The 14,811-nt window shown below is 64.4% G+C and carries 12 protein-coding genes and 1 pseudogene; 7 read left to right on the top strand and 6 right to left on the bottom strand.

The window, feature by feature from the left end; genetic code table 11:
- Positions 1-42 precede the first annotated feature (42 nt).
- Entirely contained in the window at positions 43-933 is an 891-nt protein-coding gene (locus C0606_14710; GenBank protein PLX36525.1) for a LysR family transcriptional regulator, read from the top strand.
- Here C0606_14710 and C0606_14705 read toward each other — a convergent pair.
- From C0606_14705 to C0606_14690, 4 genes are all read right to left on the bottom strand, one after another.
- Positions 930-1,160, bottom strand: coding sequence for a hypothetical protein (locus tag C0606_14705; GenBank protein PLX36524.1), 231 nt, complete (start codon positions 1,158-1,160; stop codon positions 930-932). The two genes, C0606_14710 and C0606_14705, sit on opposite strands and share 4 nt — an antisense overlap.
- Positions 1,161-1,578: 418 nt before the next feature.
- Complete coding sequence (locus C0606_14700) at positions 1,579-2,565, bottom strand: protein-methionine-sulfoxide reductase catalytic subunit MsrP (protein PLX36523.1); 987 nt, start codon at positions 2,563-2,565, stop codon at positions 1,579-1,581.
- A 126-nt stretch (positions 2,566-2,691) separates the two neighbouring features.
- On the bottom strand, positions 2,692-3,498 hold the full coding sequence (locus tag C0606_14695; GenBank protein PLX36522.1) for an N-acetylmuramoyl-L-alanine amidase: 807 nt from the start codon (positions 3,496-3,498) through the stop codon (positions 2,692-2,694).
- Positions 3,495-4,190 carry a molecular chaperone DjlA gene (locus C0606_14690; protein ID PLX36521.1) on the bottom strand — a complete coding sequence of 232 codons (696 nt, stop codon included), beginning with the start codon at positions 4,188-4,190 and terminating at the stop codon, positions 3,495-3,497. Before C0606_14690 ends, C0606_14695 begins: the two co-directional genes overlap by 4 nt.
- A 154-nt stretch (positions 4,191-4,344) precedes the next feature.
- On the opposite strand from C0606_14690, the gene C0606_14685 reads away from it, so the two are divergent.
- Complete coding sequence (locus C0606_14685; protein PLX36520.1) at positions 4,345-5,247, top strand: EamA/RhaT family transporter; 903 nt, start codon at positions 4,345-4,347, stop codon at positions 5,245-5,247.
- A 293-nt stretch (positions 5,248-5,540) separates the two neighbouring features.
- Positions 5,541-5,906, top strand: a pseudogene (locus C0606_14680) (hypothetical protein).
- 378 nt (positions 5,907-6,284) lie between these two features.
- Here C0606_14680 and C0606_14675 read toward each other — a convergent pair.
- A complete protein-coding gene (locus C0606_14675) occupies positions 6,285-6,854 on the bottom strand; it encodes a transcriptional regulator (protein PLX36519.1) in 570 nt (189 codons plus the stop codon).
- A 212-nt stretch (positions 6,855-7,066) separates the two neighbouring features.
- On the opposite strand from C0606_14675, the gene C0606_14670 reads away from it, so the two are divergent.
- The gene (locus C0606_14670) at positions 7,067-10,693 is read left to right on the top strand and encodes a 5-oxoprolinase (protein PLX36518.1); all 3,627 of its coding nucleotides are present in this window, start codon (positions 7,067-7,069) and stop codon (positions 10,691-10,693) included.
- Positions 10,694-10,699: 6 nt separating this feature from the next.
- Here C0606_14670 and C0606_14665 read toward each other — a convergent pair whose 3' ends face one another.
- Positions 10,700-11,635, bottom strand: a complete 936-nt coding sequence (locus tag C0606_14665; GenBank protein PLX36517.1) for a hypothetical protein — start codon at positions 11,633-11,635, stop codon at positions 10,700-10,702.
- Positions 11,636-11,774: 139 nt separating this feature from the next.
- Here C0606_14665 and C0606_14660 point away from each other — a divergent pair, with 139 nt between their 5' ends.
- The 3 genes from C0606_14660 to C0606_14650 all read left to right on the top strand — a co-directional run bounded on the left by C0606_14660 (position 11,775) and on the right by C0606_14650 (position 14,810).
- Positions 11,775-12,221, top strand: coding sequence for a group 1 truncated hemoglobin (locus C0606_14660; protein ID PLX36516.1), 447 nt, complete (start codon positions 11,775-11,777; stop codon positions 12,219-12,221).
- Between the two features lie 80 nt (positions 12,222-12,301).
- Entirely contained in the window at positions 12,302-13,597 is a 1,296-nt protein-coding gene (locus C0606_14655; protein PLX36515.1) for a hypothetical protein, read from the top strand.
- 76 nt (positions 13,598-13,673) lie between these two features.
- Complete coding sequence (locus tag C0606_14650) at positions 13,674-14,810, top strand: sorbosone dehydrogenase (GenBank protein ID PLX36514.1); 1,137 nt, start codon at positions 13,674-13,676, stop codon at positions 14,808-14,810.
- The last annotated feature ends 1 nt before the right edge of the window (position 14,811 follow it).

Here is a 14,811-nt window from a genome sequence, read left to right as displayed (position 1 = left end):
CCGCGCCAGCCGGACCGCCCGGGGCGAAAGAGGGGAAAGCCCATGGACTGGGACAAGCTGAGGATCTTTCACGCTGCGGCGCGGGCGGGCAGTTTCACGCGCGCCGGCGAGAGCCTGGCGATGAGCCAGTCGGCGGTCAGCCGTCAGGTCAGCACGCTGGAACAGGAACTCGGCGTTTCGCTGTTCCACCGGCATGCGCGCGGCCTGATCCTCACCGAGCAGGGCGAATTGTTGTTTCGCACCGCGCGTGAGGTGTTCCTCAAGCTTGATGCCGTGCGAACCAGGCTGACGGATGCAAAGCAACGCCCCTCGGGTAAGCTCAGGGTGACCACGACGGTCGGCCTCGGCTCGACCTGGCTGACCGCGCGGCTCGATGAGTTCGTCGAGCTCTATCCCGATATCCAGCTCGAAGTGATCCTGGCCGATCAGGAACTCGACCTTTCCATGCGCGAGGCTGACGTCGCCATCCGGCTGCGCCAGCCGGTGCAGCCCGACCTGATCCAGCGCAAGCTGTTTTCGGTCCACTTCCATCTCTATGCGGCGCCGCGTTACCTGAAGCGCTTCGGCAATCCGAAATCGGTCGCCGATCTCGACGATCACCGGCTGATCACGTTCGGGGAAAATGCGCCGGCTTACTTGCGGGAAATGAACTGGCTGGAGAGCGCCGGACGCGATCCGGACGATCCGCGCACGGCGGTCTTGCGCATCAACAATATCGTCGCGGTCAAGCGTGCGGTGCAGCACGGGGTCGGCATCGCAATGCTTCCGGACTATCTGATTGAAGTCGATTCGGGGCTCGTTCAGCTCATTCCGGGGGCAGATGTACCCGTTTTCGATACGTATTTTGTCTATCCGTCGGAATTGCGGAACACCGCTCGTATCAAGGTGTTCCGGGACTTTCTGGTGACAAAAGCCGAGCGCTGGACCTTCTAGGCCGGCAAAAACCCCAATTTCCCCAAGTTTTTCATGGGCTTCCGTGCCTTTAGCGGAAAGTCGCATGTCCTCTGCAATAATTGCATAGCAATTATGCGTTTCTGCTTATGGATTAAGCAGATCAAATAACCCATATTGTTTTTCAGCTGATCGCAAGTGTCGTCTCTCTCCTCCCTTTGGGCGATAACTGCTTCCAGCTGTTCCCCTCTGTAAAGTGATTGGCTCATACTTCGGTATGACAATTGACTACCGGGCCCCTAGGGCCCGGTATTTTTTTGTCTTTATGCCTGACCTAGGGGAAGGGCAAAAGACTATGAGACCTTTGTCCTATTCATGGGCTGTTCTTTAGTGGTTTGGTCTTGTGGGGGCCTTGGTCATGCGCGCGCGGCATGGCTCGGGCATTTTGGTTCCACCGGAGTGGTGGAATTCTGTTTGCCGGAAATGCGTGCGCGTTGATCCTGCCTAAATATCAATCACGAACGATTGTGCGTTGCATGAAAAACGGGCCGCCTACGTGCTCGCGTTGAGTGTTCCCCGTGATTATTGAGTCGCGTGAAACGCCTCCACTTTTTCCTTTCGCGGATTCTGTCCCGAAAACCGGCTCCCACTGTTCGCTTACGCGGTCCTGCGGTTCGGGGATACGTTTTAGCGGAAGTAGGTCTCGTCGGTCAGGTCGGGATAGAGGTCGGCGACGAAGGCCGCGTAGCCGTTGAAAAGCTGCGTATCGCGGCGCTCGCCGGTGGGCAGCAGGCGCTCGCTGGCCTGGCTCCAGCGGCGATGCGGCACCTTCGGGTTGATGTTGGCCCAGAAGCCGTATTCGCGGGCGTCGACCGCTTCCCAGAATGTGGTCGGGCGCTTTTCCTCGAACACGAAGCGGGTGATCGACTTGATCGACTTGAAGCCGTATTTCCACGGCACGGCGAGGCGCAGCGGGGCGCCGAAATGGCGCGCCAGCGGTTTGCCGTAGGCGCCGGTGACCATAAACGCCAGCTCGTTGGTCGCCTCGGCCATCGTCAGTGCCTCGACATAAGGCCAGGGATACCAGCTCTGTTTCTGCGAGCGCGCGACCTCCGGATTCATGAAGGTTTCCATGCGCAGGTATTTGGCGTTCGACAGCGGGCGAGCGAGCTTGACCAGCTCGGCAAGCGGGAAGCCGGACCACGGCACGGTGATCGCCCAGGTTTCAACGCAGCGCAGCCGGTAGACGCGCTCCTCGAGCGGCATCTTGGCCAGCAGTTCGTCGATGGCGATGGTGAAAGGCTTTTCGACGGCGCCTTCGACGCGGAGTTCCCAGGGGCGGATCGGCAGGTGAGAGGCGGCGGCTTGGATCTGCTTGTGCGAGCCGAACTCGAAGAAGTTGTTGTAGCTGCCGGCAACGCTTTCCTTGGTGATCGGCCGGTTGACGATGAAGCGCTTGTTGCGCTCGACCGGGTAGAGGCCGGCGCTCGGATCGGCCGGAAGATCGCTCTCGGCCACGCCGGCGCTGGAGCTGCTGTCACCGCAGCCGGTCAACAGGGCGGAGCCAAGAACCAGACCGCTCGCTTCCAGAAAGCGGCGGCGGTTGAAGACCGCTTCAGGCGGCGAGGCGAGGCGTTCCGGCAATTCCCATCCGCGGGGGATCTTGATCAGCATTGGTGCTGCTCCGTCGTTCCAATCTGACGTCAGAGCTAAAGCGCGGTGGGTGTTCGCGCAAATCACGCCGGGTCACGACATCTTCAACCGCCGAGAGGGAATACTCCCGAAAGCGGGAGAAGCGCGTTACACGCCGGTGGCTGGCGGGGAGAGGGAAAGCGCTTCGGCGCGCGCCGCCTCGAGCCGTGTCAGAGTTTCGAGCGTCGAGAGATCGGCGACGCCGTCGATCCTCGCGGTGCGGAAATGGCGTTGGAAGGCGGCGACGACAAGCGCGGTTTCCGGGTCGTAGATGTCGCCCTCGCCAAGCCCGTAGCCGAAGGCGCGCAGGCGGCGGCGCAGGGTGAAGACGTCCGGTCCGCTGTCGCCCTCGCTCAGTTGCGGGCCGGCCTCGATCGGGGCGGGTTCGCGCCACAGGCCGACGCCGGCGGCGGCGAGCCGGCTCCAGGGGAATTTCTCTCCCGGGTCGGTCTTGCGGGCGGGGGCGACGTCGGAATGGCCGAGCACCCGGTCGGCGGCGATGCCGTTTCGCGCGACGATGTCGCGGCACAATTCGACGACGGCGGCGATCTGTGCTTCAGGGAATTCGCGATAGCCGAATTCATGGCCCGGATTGACGATCTCAATGCCGATCGAGTGGGAATTGATGTCGGTGATGCCGGCCCATGACGAGACGCCGGCATGCCAGGCGCGGTCGGCTTCGGCGACAAGCTGCGTGACGGTACCGTCTTCGTCGACGAAATAGTGGCAGGAGACGCCGCTTTCTGGCGTCACCAGCCAGTCGAGCGCGGCGGGGCCCGTCACCATGCCTGTATAGTGCAGCAGCAGGATATCGGCCTGGCCGCAGCCCTTTCGCGGGCCGAAATTGGGCGACGGGCGCACCGCATCGACGCATGCGCTGTCCGGCGAGAAACTGCTGGCGGGGGACGCGCTCACGAGATGCCTCGTTCGGCGCGGATCTTCGCCCAGGCGGCGTTGATCGCGGCAAGCCGGTCGTTGGCGATGCGCACGAATTCTTCCGGTACGCCGCGAGCGATCAACCGGTCCGGATGGGTCTCGGCAACGAGCCTGCGGTAATGACGCTTCACCTCGTCGTCGCCGGCCGTGTGCTCGATTTCGAGGATCATGTACGGATCGGCGGCATCGGCGCCGACGTGGCGCGCCTTGATGCAGCGGAAATGCGCTGCGCCGATTTCGAAGATCTCGGCGACCCGCTCGAGATAGGCGAGTTCCGCCTCGTGCAGGATGCCGTCGGCCTTGGCGATGTGAAACAGGCCGTCGAGGATGTCCTCACGGGTCTGCACGTCGTCGGCGAACAGCCTGGCGATACGGTTGGCGTAATACTCGTAGCCGGCGACGTCCTGCTTGGCGAGATTGAACAGGCGCGCGACGTTGCGCTCCTCGCCGGGCGGCATTTCGAACAGCTCGCGGAAGGCGTCGATCTCGTCGGGCGTGACGATGCCGTCGGCCTTCGCCATCTTCGCGGTTAGCGCAATCATCGACACGGTGAAGGCGACCGGCTGGCGGTCGTTCCCGCCGGTGACGGCGCTCACCACGCTGTCGATGACCTTCTGGCCACCACTCCCGATGGCGGCGATCACGGCGCCCAGTTTTTCCCAAATCGACATGCCCGAAGTTTACTGCATTTTCGGCCGCAAGTGTGCGGGCAAATGGCGCAGGGAGAGAGGCGATTTGTCGGCCCGACAATAAGTGACTCGCCGGCCGGTTCCGTCCCGCCTACAGTCCGCCGCGACATTTGCGGGCGACAGGCGGATCAGGCATATGACAGTCGAAGTCGGGGCGGAGGAAACGCGCGGCAGCGACCTTTTGGGGTTTTTCCTCGGCTTTGTCGGCGTCGTCATTTTCGGCGTCACCCTGCCGATGACGCGGTTCGCGCTCGAGGCTTTCGATCCCTGGTTCATCACGGCCGGACGCGCGGCGCTGGCAGGAACGTGCGCGATCTTCACCGTGATCGCGATGCGTGCGCCTTTGCCCAAACGCGGGCAGTGGCCGCGCCTCGCCGTGGTCGCCGCGTGCACCGCCTTCGGATTTGCCGCCTTCACGGCGCTGGCGATGCAGAGCGTGCCGGCCGCGCATGGCGGCGTGGTGCTCGGTCTGCTGCCGCTGGCGACCGGCATTGCGGCGCTGTTGTTCGCCGGTGAGCGTCCGTCGCCCGCCTTCTGGGGCTGGGGTGCGGTCGGTGCCTGTCTGGTGATCGCGTTTACATTGCGCGAAGGCGGCATGCGGTTCGCGGCCGGCGATTTCTGGTTGCTCGCAGCCGGGGCGAGCGCGGCCGTCGGCTACGCGCTGTCTGGCGCGTTGGCGCGAACCATGCCCGGCTGGGCGGTTATTTCCTGGGCGCTGGTGCTGGCGTTCCCGATCAGCCTGCCGCTGACGCTGATCCTCTGGCAACCGGCCTATGCCGTGGCGCCGCTTTCGGTGTGGGCGGCGTTTTCCTATCTCGGCCTCTTTTCCATGTTTCTCGGCTTCTTCGCCTGGAATGCGGGTATGGCGCTTGGCGGCGTGGCGCGCGTCGGGCAGGTGCAATTGCTGCAGACCTTCGTCACGCTCGGCGTTTCGGCAGTGCTGCTCGGCGAATCGGTGGATCTTGAAATGATCCTCTTTGCGGTTGCCGTGGTTGCAACCGTCGCGGCCAGCCGGCGGACGCGGGTTGCCCGCCGATAGGTGGGGCTCTCAAAAAAACCGGTGCAGTTTTCGAGATTCGCCGGCGAACTATTTCGGCGATGTGCCATTTCGTCATGATGAAGTGACATTCTGGCGCGACACTTGGCGCAATTTCTCCGCCTCAAAGCGCCGAAAAATCACCGTATTCTTGGCGGATCACTGTTCAAATTGAGGAAACGGTGTCGATGGGGGCATTGTTTTGACTTTCCGGTGACCGGCTGCAGCGTGTTTTGTGGCTGGAAAAACATAAAACTGCTTAAAACCGGGCTATTCAGAAACCATTGGAGGCAATTTTGAAGAAAACTCTGGCACTGATGTTCGTTGCGGCCGTTGCGCTTGCCGGTTGTGACGATTCGAGCAAGACGGAGGCCGAAAAAGCCTCTCCGGCAGGCGAGGCGAAGCAGGAAGCCGTCGAAAAGGCCGGCGAAGCGATGGACAAGGCCGGCGAAGCGGCCGAAGCCGCCGGTGAAGCGGCGAAGGCGGCTGGCGAAGCGGCCAAGGAAATGGCCAAGGAAGCGGCGAAAGACGCCTCGAAGGCGGCCGGCGAAGCCATGGATGCTGCGAAAGAAGCTGCCGACGACGCGACCAAGGCGGCGGGCGAGGCGATGGATTCGGCCAAGGAGAGCGCCGGCGAGGCCATGGACGCCGCGAAGGACGCCGGTGAAAAGGCAATGAACGCAGTCAAGGGCGTGACCGAGAGCGCGACCGATGCCGCCGGCGAAGCCACCGAGGCGACGACGGAAGCTGCCGGCGATGCCGCCGAAGCTGCCAAGGAAACGGCCAGCGATGCGGCCGAGGCCACGGCAGAGACGGCGAGCGAAGCCACCGAAGCCGTGAAGGACGCGGCGGGCGACGCTGCTGACGCGGCCGCCGACACCGCGTCGGATGCGGCTGACGCGGTCAAGGATGCGGCCAGCGATGCCCAGAGCGGCATGTCCGGCATGTCGGGCGACAGCCAGTAAGGCAGAGGCTTACTGCGAATACAAAAACGGCGGCTCTCGGGCCGCCGTTTTTTGTGGCCGGTTCGGGAACGCGCTTTAGAGGCTCGCGGCTGCCCGCGCCGCCTGGTCGTAGTGGCCGGAGACGGCGCGCAACAGGGCGGCGAGGCGGGAGATGTCTTCCTCGCTGAAGGAGAAGCCGGCGATGTTGCCGATCAGCAGGTCTTCGCGCAGCTCGCGATAGGCCGAGCAGGTCTCTTCGCCGGCAGGCGTGATGGCGACGGTCTTTTCCTTGCCGCGCTTGCCGGATTCGACGAGGCCGGCGGCCTCCAGCTTGCGCACGGCGTAGATCACCGTGTGGGTGTCTTCGATGTTGAGGATCAGGCAGATGTCGGCGATCGTCTTGGCGCGGCCGCGATGGTTGACGCTGTGCAGGACGAGCACATCGAGCGCGCCGAGGCCCTCGATACCGGTCGCCGCCATGCAGCGCACGATCCAGCGCTGGAAGGCGTTGTTGGTCATGGTGAGCGCGAATTCGAGTTCCGACATGGCCGGCAGGGCGCCGGTCGCCAGATGGGCGGCCGAGACGACCGGGCCGGTGCGGCGCGGCGCCGGGCTGGTGGCGTTTTCCGATTTTCCGGCGGGCTTTGCGCTTTTGTTGTCGGCCATTGTTCCCGGCTCCTCCATCGCATTCACTGTGCGATGACATCGATAATTTATCAACAAAATGTTGACGTGATATCGTCCTTATGTGCACAGTCTAGAGCATATTGGCGGAAAGTTGCGCGACTTTTCGGCCTTGAAAAAGCGCTGGATTACCAACCGGGCATTGCAGGCGATGACGCTCGCAGACACCCCGGACAGGCTTCACGGAGACGGACATGGCGGCGATTGGCAGCGGCAAGTGGGATTTCTGGATCGATCGCGGCGGCACCTTCACCGACATCGTCGCGCGCAAGCCTGATGGCAGCCTGAAGGCGCACAAGCTCCTTTCCGAAAACCCCGAGAGCTATCGCGACGCGGCCATTCAGGGCATTCGCGAGCTGCTTGGCGTTGCGTCTGGCGAACCGATCCCGGCGGCGCAGGTTTCGGCGGTGAAGATGGGTACGACGGTTGCGACCAACGCGTTGCTCGAGCGCAAGGGCGACCGCACGCTGCTTGTCATCACTAGAGGGTTCCGCGATGCGCTGCGCATAGGCTATCAGGCGCGGCCGGAGATTTTCGCCAAGGAAATCATCCTGCCCGAGCAGCTCTATGAGAGCGTCGTCGAGGTCGCCGAGCGGGTGCGCGCCGACGGAACGATCGAGGCCGAGCCGGATCTCGCCGCCGTGCGCGCCGATCTGCAGGCCGCTTTCGATACGGGCATCCGTGCAGTCGCGGTTGTCCTCATGCATGCTTATGCGTTCCCCGAGCACGAAAAGCGTGTTGCCAAGGTGGCCCGCGAGATCGGCTTCACGCAGGTTTCGGTGAGCCACGAGGTTTCGCCGCTTATCAAGCTGGTCGGGCGCGGCGACACGACCGTGGTCGATGCCTATCTGTCGCCGATCCTGCGCCGCTATGTGGAGCAGGTGGCGAGTCAGCTGAACGCCGGCGAGCAGGCGGTGGGCGCCGAGGCGACCAAGCTGATGTTCATGATGTCGTCGGGCGGCCTGACGGCGGCCGATCTGTTCCAGGGCAAGGACGCGATCCTGTCCGGCCCGGCGGGCGGTGTCGTCGGCGCGGTCGAAACGAGCCGCATGGCCGGTTTCGAGAAGGTCATCGGCTTCGATATGGGCGGCACCTCGACCGACGTGTCGCATTACGATGGTGAGTTCGAGCGCGCCTTCGAGACCGAGGTTGCCGGCGTGCGCATGCGCGCACCGATGATGCGCATCCACACGGTCGCGGCGGGCGGCGGCTCGATCCTGTTCTTCGACGGCGCGCGGTTCCGCGTCGGCCCGGACTCGGCGGGTGCCAATCCGGGGCCGAAATGCTACCGCCGCGGCGGGCCACTGGCGGTAACTGACGCTAACGTCATGGTCGGCAAGCTGCTGCCGGACTACTTCCCGCCGATCTTCGGCCCGAACCGCGACGAGCGGCTCGATGGGGGTGCGGTGAAGGCGGCTTTTGCCGACATGGCGGGCGAGATCGGCAACGGCCGCACGCCCGAGGATGTCGCCGACGGCTTCCTCAAGATCGCGGTCGAGAACATGGCCAATGCGATCAAGAAGATCTCGGTGCAGCGCGGCTACGACGTCACCGAATATGCGCTGACCTGCTTCGGTGGCGCTGGCGGTCAGCACGCCTGCATGGTGGCCGACGCGCTTGGCATGAAGACGGTGCTGATCCACCCGCTTTCCGGCGTTTTGTCGGCCTATGGCATGGGGCTGGCGCAGATCCGCGCTGACCGCCAGCAGGCCGTCGTCAAGCGGCTCGAGGCCGATACGCCGGCGATGCTCGCGCCGGTCCTCGACGCGCTGTCCGGTGAGGTCACCGCCGAACTGACCGGGCAGGGGCTGGCTGCGAGCGATATCATCGTGTTGCGCCGCGCCCATCTGCGCTACGAAGGCTCCGATATGCCGATCCAGATTCCGTTTACGTCAACGGAAGAAATGATCGCGATCTTCGAAGAAGCGCACAAGAAGCAATTCGGATTCATTTTCGAGGATAAGCCGGTCGTCGTCGAGGCGATCGAGGTCGAGGCGGTCGGCGGCGATGTCGACATGACCGAGCCGGCACACACGCCGGCGCGCGGCACGCCGGAGGCTGCCGGCCAGAACCCGATCTTCTCCGATGGCTGCTGGCACGACGCGGCGATCTACCGGCGCGAGGCACTGGCGCCCGGTCACAAGCTTGGCGGCCCGGCGCTGATCGTCGAGCCGCACCAGACCATCGTCGTCGAGCCGGGCTGGCAGGCGGAAATCTCGTCGCTCGATCACGTCATCCTGACGCGCGCCGTGCCGCTGCCGAAGCGTACCGCGCTCGGCACCGACGCCGATCCGGTGATGCTCGAAGTGTTCAACAACCTGTTCATGTCGATTGCCGAGCAGATGGGCATGACGCTGCAGAACACGGCCTATTCGGTCAATATCAAGGAGCGGCTCGACTTCTCCTGCGCGGTGTTTGCGTCCGAGGGCACGCTGGTCGCCAATGCGCCGCACATGCCGGTGCATCTCGGCTCTATGGACCGCAGCGTCGAGACGATCATCGAGCTGAACAAGGGCCGGATCGCGCCGGGCGACGTGTTTGCGCTGAACGCCCCCTACAATGGCGGCACGCATCTGCCCGACATCACGGTGGTGACGCCGGTGTTCGACGAGGCCGAAAGCGAGGTGCTGTTCTGGGTTGCCTCGCGCGGCCACCACGCCGATGTCGGCGGCACGGCGCCGGGCTCGATGACACCGCTCGCGACCAATGTCGACGAGGAAGGCGTGCTGATCGACAATTTCAAGCTGGTCGACCGCGGCCGCTTCGATGAGGCGGGGCTCATCCAGCTTCTCACCGGCAACAAATATCCGGTGCGCAACGTCACGCAGAACATCGCCGATCTGAAGGCGCAGATCGCCGCCAACGAGAAGGGCGTGCAGGAACTGCGCAAGATGGTCGGCCATTTCGGCCTCGATGTGGTGCGCGCCTATATGGGCCATGTGCAGGACAATGCGGCGGAGAGCGTGCGCCGGGTCATCGACGCGCTGAAGGATTCCGAGTTCTCGCTAACCACGGACCAGGGCGCGACGATCAAGGTGAAGATCACCGTCGACAAGGAAAAGCGCGAGGCGACCGTCGACTTCACCGGCACGAGCCCGGTGCAGCCGAACAATTTCAACGCGCCGGAGCCGGTGGCCCGCGCCGCGGTGCTCTATTGCTTCCGCGTCATGGTGGAAGACAACATCCCGATGAATGCGGGCTGTCTGCGCCCCATCAACGTGATCATCCCGGATGGCTGCATGTTGAAGCCGAGCTATCCGGCCGCCGTCGTCGCCGGCAATGTGGAGACCAGTCAGCACGTCACCAACGCGCTGTTCGGCGCGCTCGACGCGATGGCGGCTTCGGAAGGGACGATGAACAATCTGACCTTCGGCAACGACACCTACCAGTATTACGAGACGATCTGCTCGGGCTCGCCGGCGGGACCGGGTTTCAACGGCACCTCGGGCGTGCATGTCCACATGACCAATTCGCGGCTGACCGACCCGGAAATCCTCGAATTCCGCTTCCCGGTCCTGCTGGAAGATTTCCACATCCGCAAGGGCTCCGGCGGCAAGGGCAAGTGGCATGCGGGCGACGGCACGTCGCGCACCATCCGCTTCCTCGAGACGATGGACTGCGCGATCCTCTCCTCGCATCGCACCGTGCCGCCGCACGGGCTGCATGGCGGCGAGCTGGGCGAGGTCGGCCACACCATCGTGCATCGCACCGACGGCAGCGAGCAGGAACTCGCCGGCTGCGATCACACCGTGCTCAATCCGGGCGACACGGTCACCGTCATCACCCCGACCGGCGGTGGCTACGGCAAGGCGGGGACGTAGCGCCGGTTACGATTTCACCAGCCGGAGGCGGTCGTCGGCATTGCCGGCGATCAGCGCCGGGACGGTTGTGCCGATGTAGTCGAGGAAGGCGGCGACCTCGGGCTTTGCCGGCGCCGTTTCCGTCCACAGCCATTCGAAGGTGAAGGCGGCGGCGCGGCCATCGGCGCGGCGCAGCGGGACTGCACGGTTCGTCGCGATGGAGAGTTTCGCCTTCGGCAATATGCCGGCGCCGATGCCGAGATCGGTCCATTCCTCGATCACCGGATAGCTGATCGCCTGGCCGGGATAGGCGGTGAGGCTGGCGCCGTCCTCGGCAAAGAGGGTGGCGAGCGCGCCGTTGAGGCCGCAGCCGCCGCCGGTCAGGATGACGGGATCGTCGGGCAGGGCGGTGAGCGCCAGTGCGCCGGTCTCGGGCGTTACCCCGCCGCCGTCGCGCGGCAGATAGAACAGCGGGTCGTTGTAGAAGGCGCGTCGTTCGAGACCCGGTTCCAGCATGGTCTCGGGCACGATGGCGATGTCGACGACATTGTTGGCGAGGCGTTGCGACAGGTCGTCGAGCAGACATTCCTTGAAGAAGATCGCGACGTCGGGGTTCTGCCGGCGGAAGGGGCCGAGGATGCGGTCCAGGAGCTTCATGTCGACGAGCGGCGAGAAGCCGATGCGCAGCATGCGGTTGTCGGGATCGCGATAGGCGTCGGCCGCGCGCGACAGCTCGGCGCGGGCGTCGAGCACGGCGCGCAGATAGGGCAGCATGTGGGTGCCGAAGGGGGTCAGCTCGACCTTGCGGGTGGTGCGCACGAAGAGCTTGCCGCCGAGTTCCTCCTCCAGTTGCGACACCGCGTTCGACAGCGTCGGCTGGGTCGCGTGGCACTGTTCCGCCGCGCGGCTGAACGACGTCGTCTCGGCAACGGCGAGGGCGAATTCGAGCTGTCGGAGCTTCATGGCTTACCTATAGTTTTTCTCTATCAATCGCATTCATAAATACAATTTCTCTATTTAAATAGCCTGATCTATCTCTTTGCGCAAGGGCCAACGGCCTGACGATCATTCTTTTCCTTCCGTGTTTTCAAGGAGATACTCCATGTCTCTCGCCCTCAACCGTTTCCGTGGCCTGGCGCTTGCCGGCCTGTTGCTGATTCCCGGCGCGGCGCTCGCCGACGAGGCAACGCTCTATCAGCGGCTCGGCGGCTATGACGCCATCGAAGCCGTCACCCAGGACGTTGCCGCCCGTCTGATGGCGGACGAAAAGCTCGGGCGCTTCTGGGCCCATCGCGGCAAGGACGGCATCCAGCGCGAGGTGCAGCTCATCGTCGATTTCATCGCCCATGAGGCGGGCGGGCCACTCTATTACCGTGGCCGCGAGATGAAGCTCTCCCATGTCGGCATGCGCATCGACGGCGAGGACTGGGACCGGCTGATGACGCATCTGAACGCGACGCTGGACAAGTTCCAGGTGCCCGATCGCGAGCGCAAGGACGTGGTGGCGTTCTTTGAATCCACCCGCGCCGACATCGTCGAGATCAAGTAACGCCGAGAGCACGCCCCGGAAGGGCGGGTGCGGTCGCCGCCGCGCCGTGCCCGCCACCCGAGGCGGCAGGGAGAAGTGTCATGGACGCCAGCATTCTGAGCATCTTCATCATCAGTATCCTGTTCGGGGTCGTGACGCTTCTGCTTGTCGCCAACGAGCTTGGCCGGCGCACGGGGCTGTCCCTGCCCGGCAGGTTCGCCCTGATGGGCGGGCTCGGCTTCGGCGTTATCGCCTTCACCATCAAGGCCGCGCTGATCGTCTATCTCGGTTCGCTCGATCACACCGATATCGCCGCGCTTGCCGCCAACTACGGCCGCGCGGTCGAGGCACGCACCGCCCCTCGGACGCCATCACCCCAACCCCCCTCTGACTCGGCGCTGTGGGCGGCGTGGCGGGCGCTGCCGGAAGCGGCGCCCGCACCGCGCGACAATCCGCAAACAGCGGACAAGGTCGCGCTCGGCAGGAAGCTTTTCTTCGATGCCTCGCTTTCGCTCGACCGCACGGTGTCCTGTGCCTCCTGCCACAAGCTCGGCGAAGGCGGCGATGACAACGCCTCGGTGTCGACCGGCATTTCAGGGCTGACCGGCAACCGCAACGCGCCGACCGTGTTGAACGCGGCGTTCCTGACGCGGCTGTTCTGGGACGGGCGGGCAGCCTCGCTCGAGGATCAGGCACTCGGGCCGTTCCTCAATCTGGTCGAGATGGCGTTGCCATCAGCCGACGCGCTGGTCGAGCGGGTGCGCGAGAACTCGGGCTATCGGCCGGCATTTGCTGCCGTCTTCGGCGGGGAGGATCCGATCTCGGCGCGCAACATTGTGCGCGCGATTGCCGCCTTCGAGCGCACGCTGATCACGCCGAACGCGCCCTATGACCGCTACGTGCTTGGCGACACGAATGCGCTGACGGCGCAGCAACGGCAGGGCATGGCGCTGTTCGAGGCCAATGGCTGCCGCACCTGTCATCTCGATCCGCTGTTTTCCAGCGCGGGCAAGGTCAAGAATTTCGGCACTTATCGCCCGTTCCCGGTCTATCCGGACAACGATTTCATCGGCAAATACGACCTGCTGGTCGATGGCAAGCCGGCCATCTGGCGGGTGCCGTCGCTGCGCAATGTCGCGCTCACCGGCCCGTATTTTCACAACGGCTCTGTCGCGACGCTGGAAGAAGCGGTGCGCGTCATGGCGGTGTCACAGCTCAACAAGGTTCTGAGCGACGATCCGGCCGACGACGTGACGCTGATCGCCGACGGCAATGGCAGTGGCGAGGGTTCCGGCAGCCGGGTGACCGTCGTGCGCGACCGGGCGTTGAGCAGCGCCGAGGTCGAGGCGATCGCCGCGTTCCTGCGCTCGCTGAGCGGGCCGCTGCCGCAAATGTGATCTGCCGCCTCTGTTCTGCCATTTCCCGTGAGCTAGATTTTCCTGCAAGGGCTCGGGACGCGCGGAACGGAAGGCGATGATGACCAACCCATCTCGATTGATGAAACACCTGTCGGTTCTGCTTTCCGGAGCGATCCTCTCGGTTCTGTCGGTGTTGCCTGCCGCAGCACAGGCCGAGCGAATCCTCGATGGGCTCTCGTTGCCGGACGGGTTTTCGATCAGCGTTTTTGCGCAAGCGTCGGGCGCGCGTTCAATGGCGATGTGCGGCGAGGTGCTCTATGTCGGCACGCGCGACGACACGGTCTATGCGGTGCGCGACGACGACCGAAACGGCGCCGCTGACAGTGTGACGGTGGTCGGCTCAGGCCTCAGGGTGCCGAACGGGCTCGACTGTCGCGATGGCAAGCTCTTGATCGCGCTACAGAACAGGGTGATCGCCGCGCCGATCAATGCCGACGGCACGCTCGCCGCGCCGTTGCGCTCCGCCGAGACGATTTTCACCGGCCTGCCGAATTACCGCGGACATGGCTGGCGCTATGCGCGCTTCGGGCCGGACGGTCGGTTCCATATCGGCGTCGGCGCGCCGTGCAACATCTGTGAGACGAAGGACTATGAGGGCACGCTGATCGCCATCGATGCGGATGGCGGCAATCCGCAAATTCTGGCGTCGGGCGTGCGCAATACGGTCGGCTTCGACTGGAACCCGGTGACGGGCAATCTTTTCTTCACCGACAATGGCGCCGACCGCATGGGCGATCTGATCCCGCCGGACGAGCTGAACGAGATCGAACAGCCCGGCGGTTTCTTCGGCTTTCCCTATCGTGGCGGCAAGGACATCGCGCTGACCGGTTATGAGGGCCGCACGCCGCCGCAGCCGGCGATCCCCACCGTGATCGATTTCGACGCCCATTCGGCCAATCTCGGCTTCCGCTTCATCCGGGGGACTGGCTTTCCGGCTGAGTATCGCGGCGATGCCATCGTCGCGCAGCACGGCTCGTGGAACCGGTCCGATCCGATCGGCTACCGGCTGGTGCGGGTCCGCTTCGATGAGGCCGGCAAGGCGGTCGACCATGAGGTCTTCATCGATGGCTGGTTGCGGCCGGGCGGGGGCGTCACCGGGCGGCCGGTCGATGTTCTGGAACTGGCGGATGGCTCGCTGCTCGTCTCCGACGATTATGCCGGGCTGATCTACCGCATCGCTTACGCGAAATAAG

This window comes from Hyphomicrobiales bacterium (assembly GCA_002869065.1).
Classification (GTDB): domain Bacteria; phylum Pseudomonadota; class Alphaproteobacteria; order Rhizobiales; family Rhodobiaceae; genus Rhodobium.
Note: the sequence above shows the minus strand (reverse complement) of the source record. Positions and strands in the feature narration are given on the sequence as shown.

What these genes read in the sequence shown, in the direction of transcription:
- C0606_14710 (PLX36525.1), top strand. Translation starts at nt 43, where the DNA reads ATGGACTGGGACAAGCTGAGGATCTTTCACGCTGCGGCGCGGGCGGGC.
- C0606_14705 (PLX36524.1), bottom strand. Translation starts at nt 1,160, where the DNA reads ATGAGCCAATCACTTTACAGAGGGGAACAGCTGGAAGCAGTTATCGCC.
- C0606_14700 (PLX36523.1), bottom strand. Translation starts at nt 2,565, where the DNA reads ATGCTGATCAAGATCCCCCGCGGATGGGAATTGCCGGAACGCCTCGCC.
- C0606_14690 (PLX36521.1), bottom strand. Translation starts at nt 4,190, where the DNA reads ATGTCGATTTGGGAAAAACTGGGCGCCGTGATCGCCGCCATCGGGAGT.
- C0606_14685 (PLX36520.1), top strand. Translation starts at nt 4,345, where the DNA reads ATGACAGTCGAAGTCGGGGCGGAGGAAACGCGCGGCAGCGACCTTTTG.
- C0606_14675 (PLX36519.1), bottom strand. Translation starts at nt 6,854, where the DNA reads ATGGCCGACAACAAAAGCGCAAAGCCCGCCGGAAAATCGGAAAACGCC.
- C0606_14670 (PLX36518.1), top strand. Translation starts at nt 7,067, where the DNA reads ATGGCGGCGATTGGCAGCGGCAAGTGGGATTTCTGGATCGATCGCGGC.
- C0606_14665 (PLX36517.1), bottom strand. Translation starts at nt 11,635, where the DNA reads ATGAAGCTCCGACAGCTCGAATTCGCCCTCGCCGTTGCCGAGACGACG.
- C0606_14660 (PLX36516.1), top strand. Translation starts at nt 11,775, where the DNA reads ATGTCTCTCGCCCTCAACCGTTTCCGTGGCCTGGCGCTTGCCGGCCTG.
- C0606_14655 (PLX36515.1), top strand. Translation starts at nt 12,302, where the DNA reads ATGGACGCCAGCATTCTGAGCATCTTCATCATCAGTATCCTGTTCGGG.
- C0606_14650 (PLX36514.1), top strand. Translation starts at nt 13,674, where the DNA reads ATGATGACCAACCCATCTCGATTGATGAAACACCTGTCGGTTCTGCTT.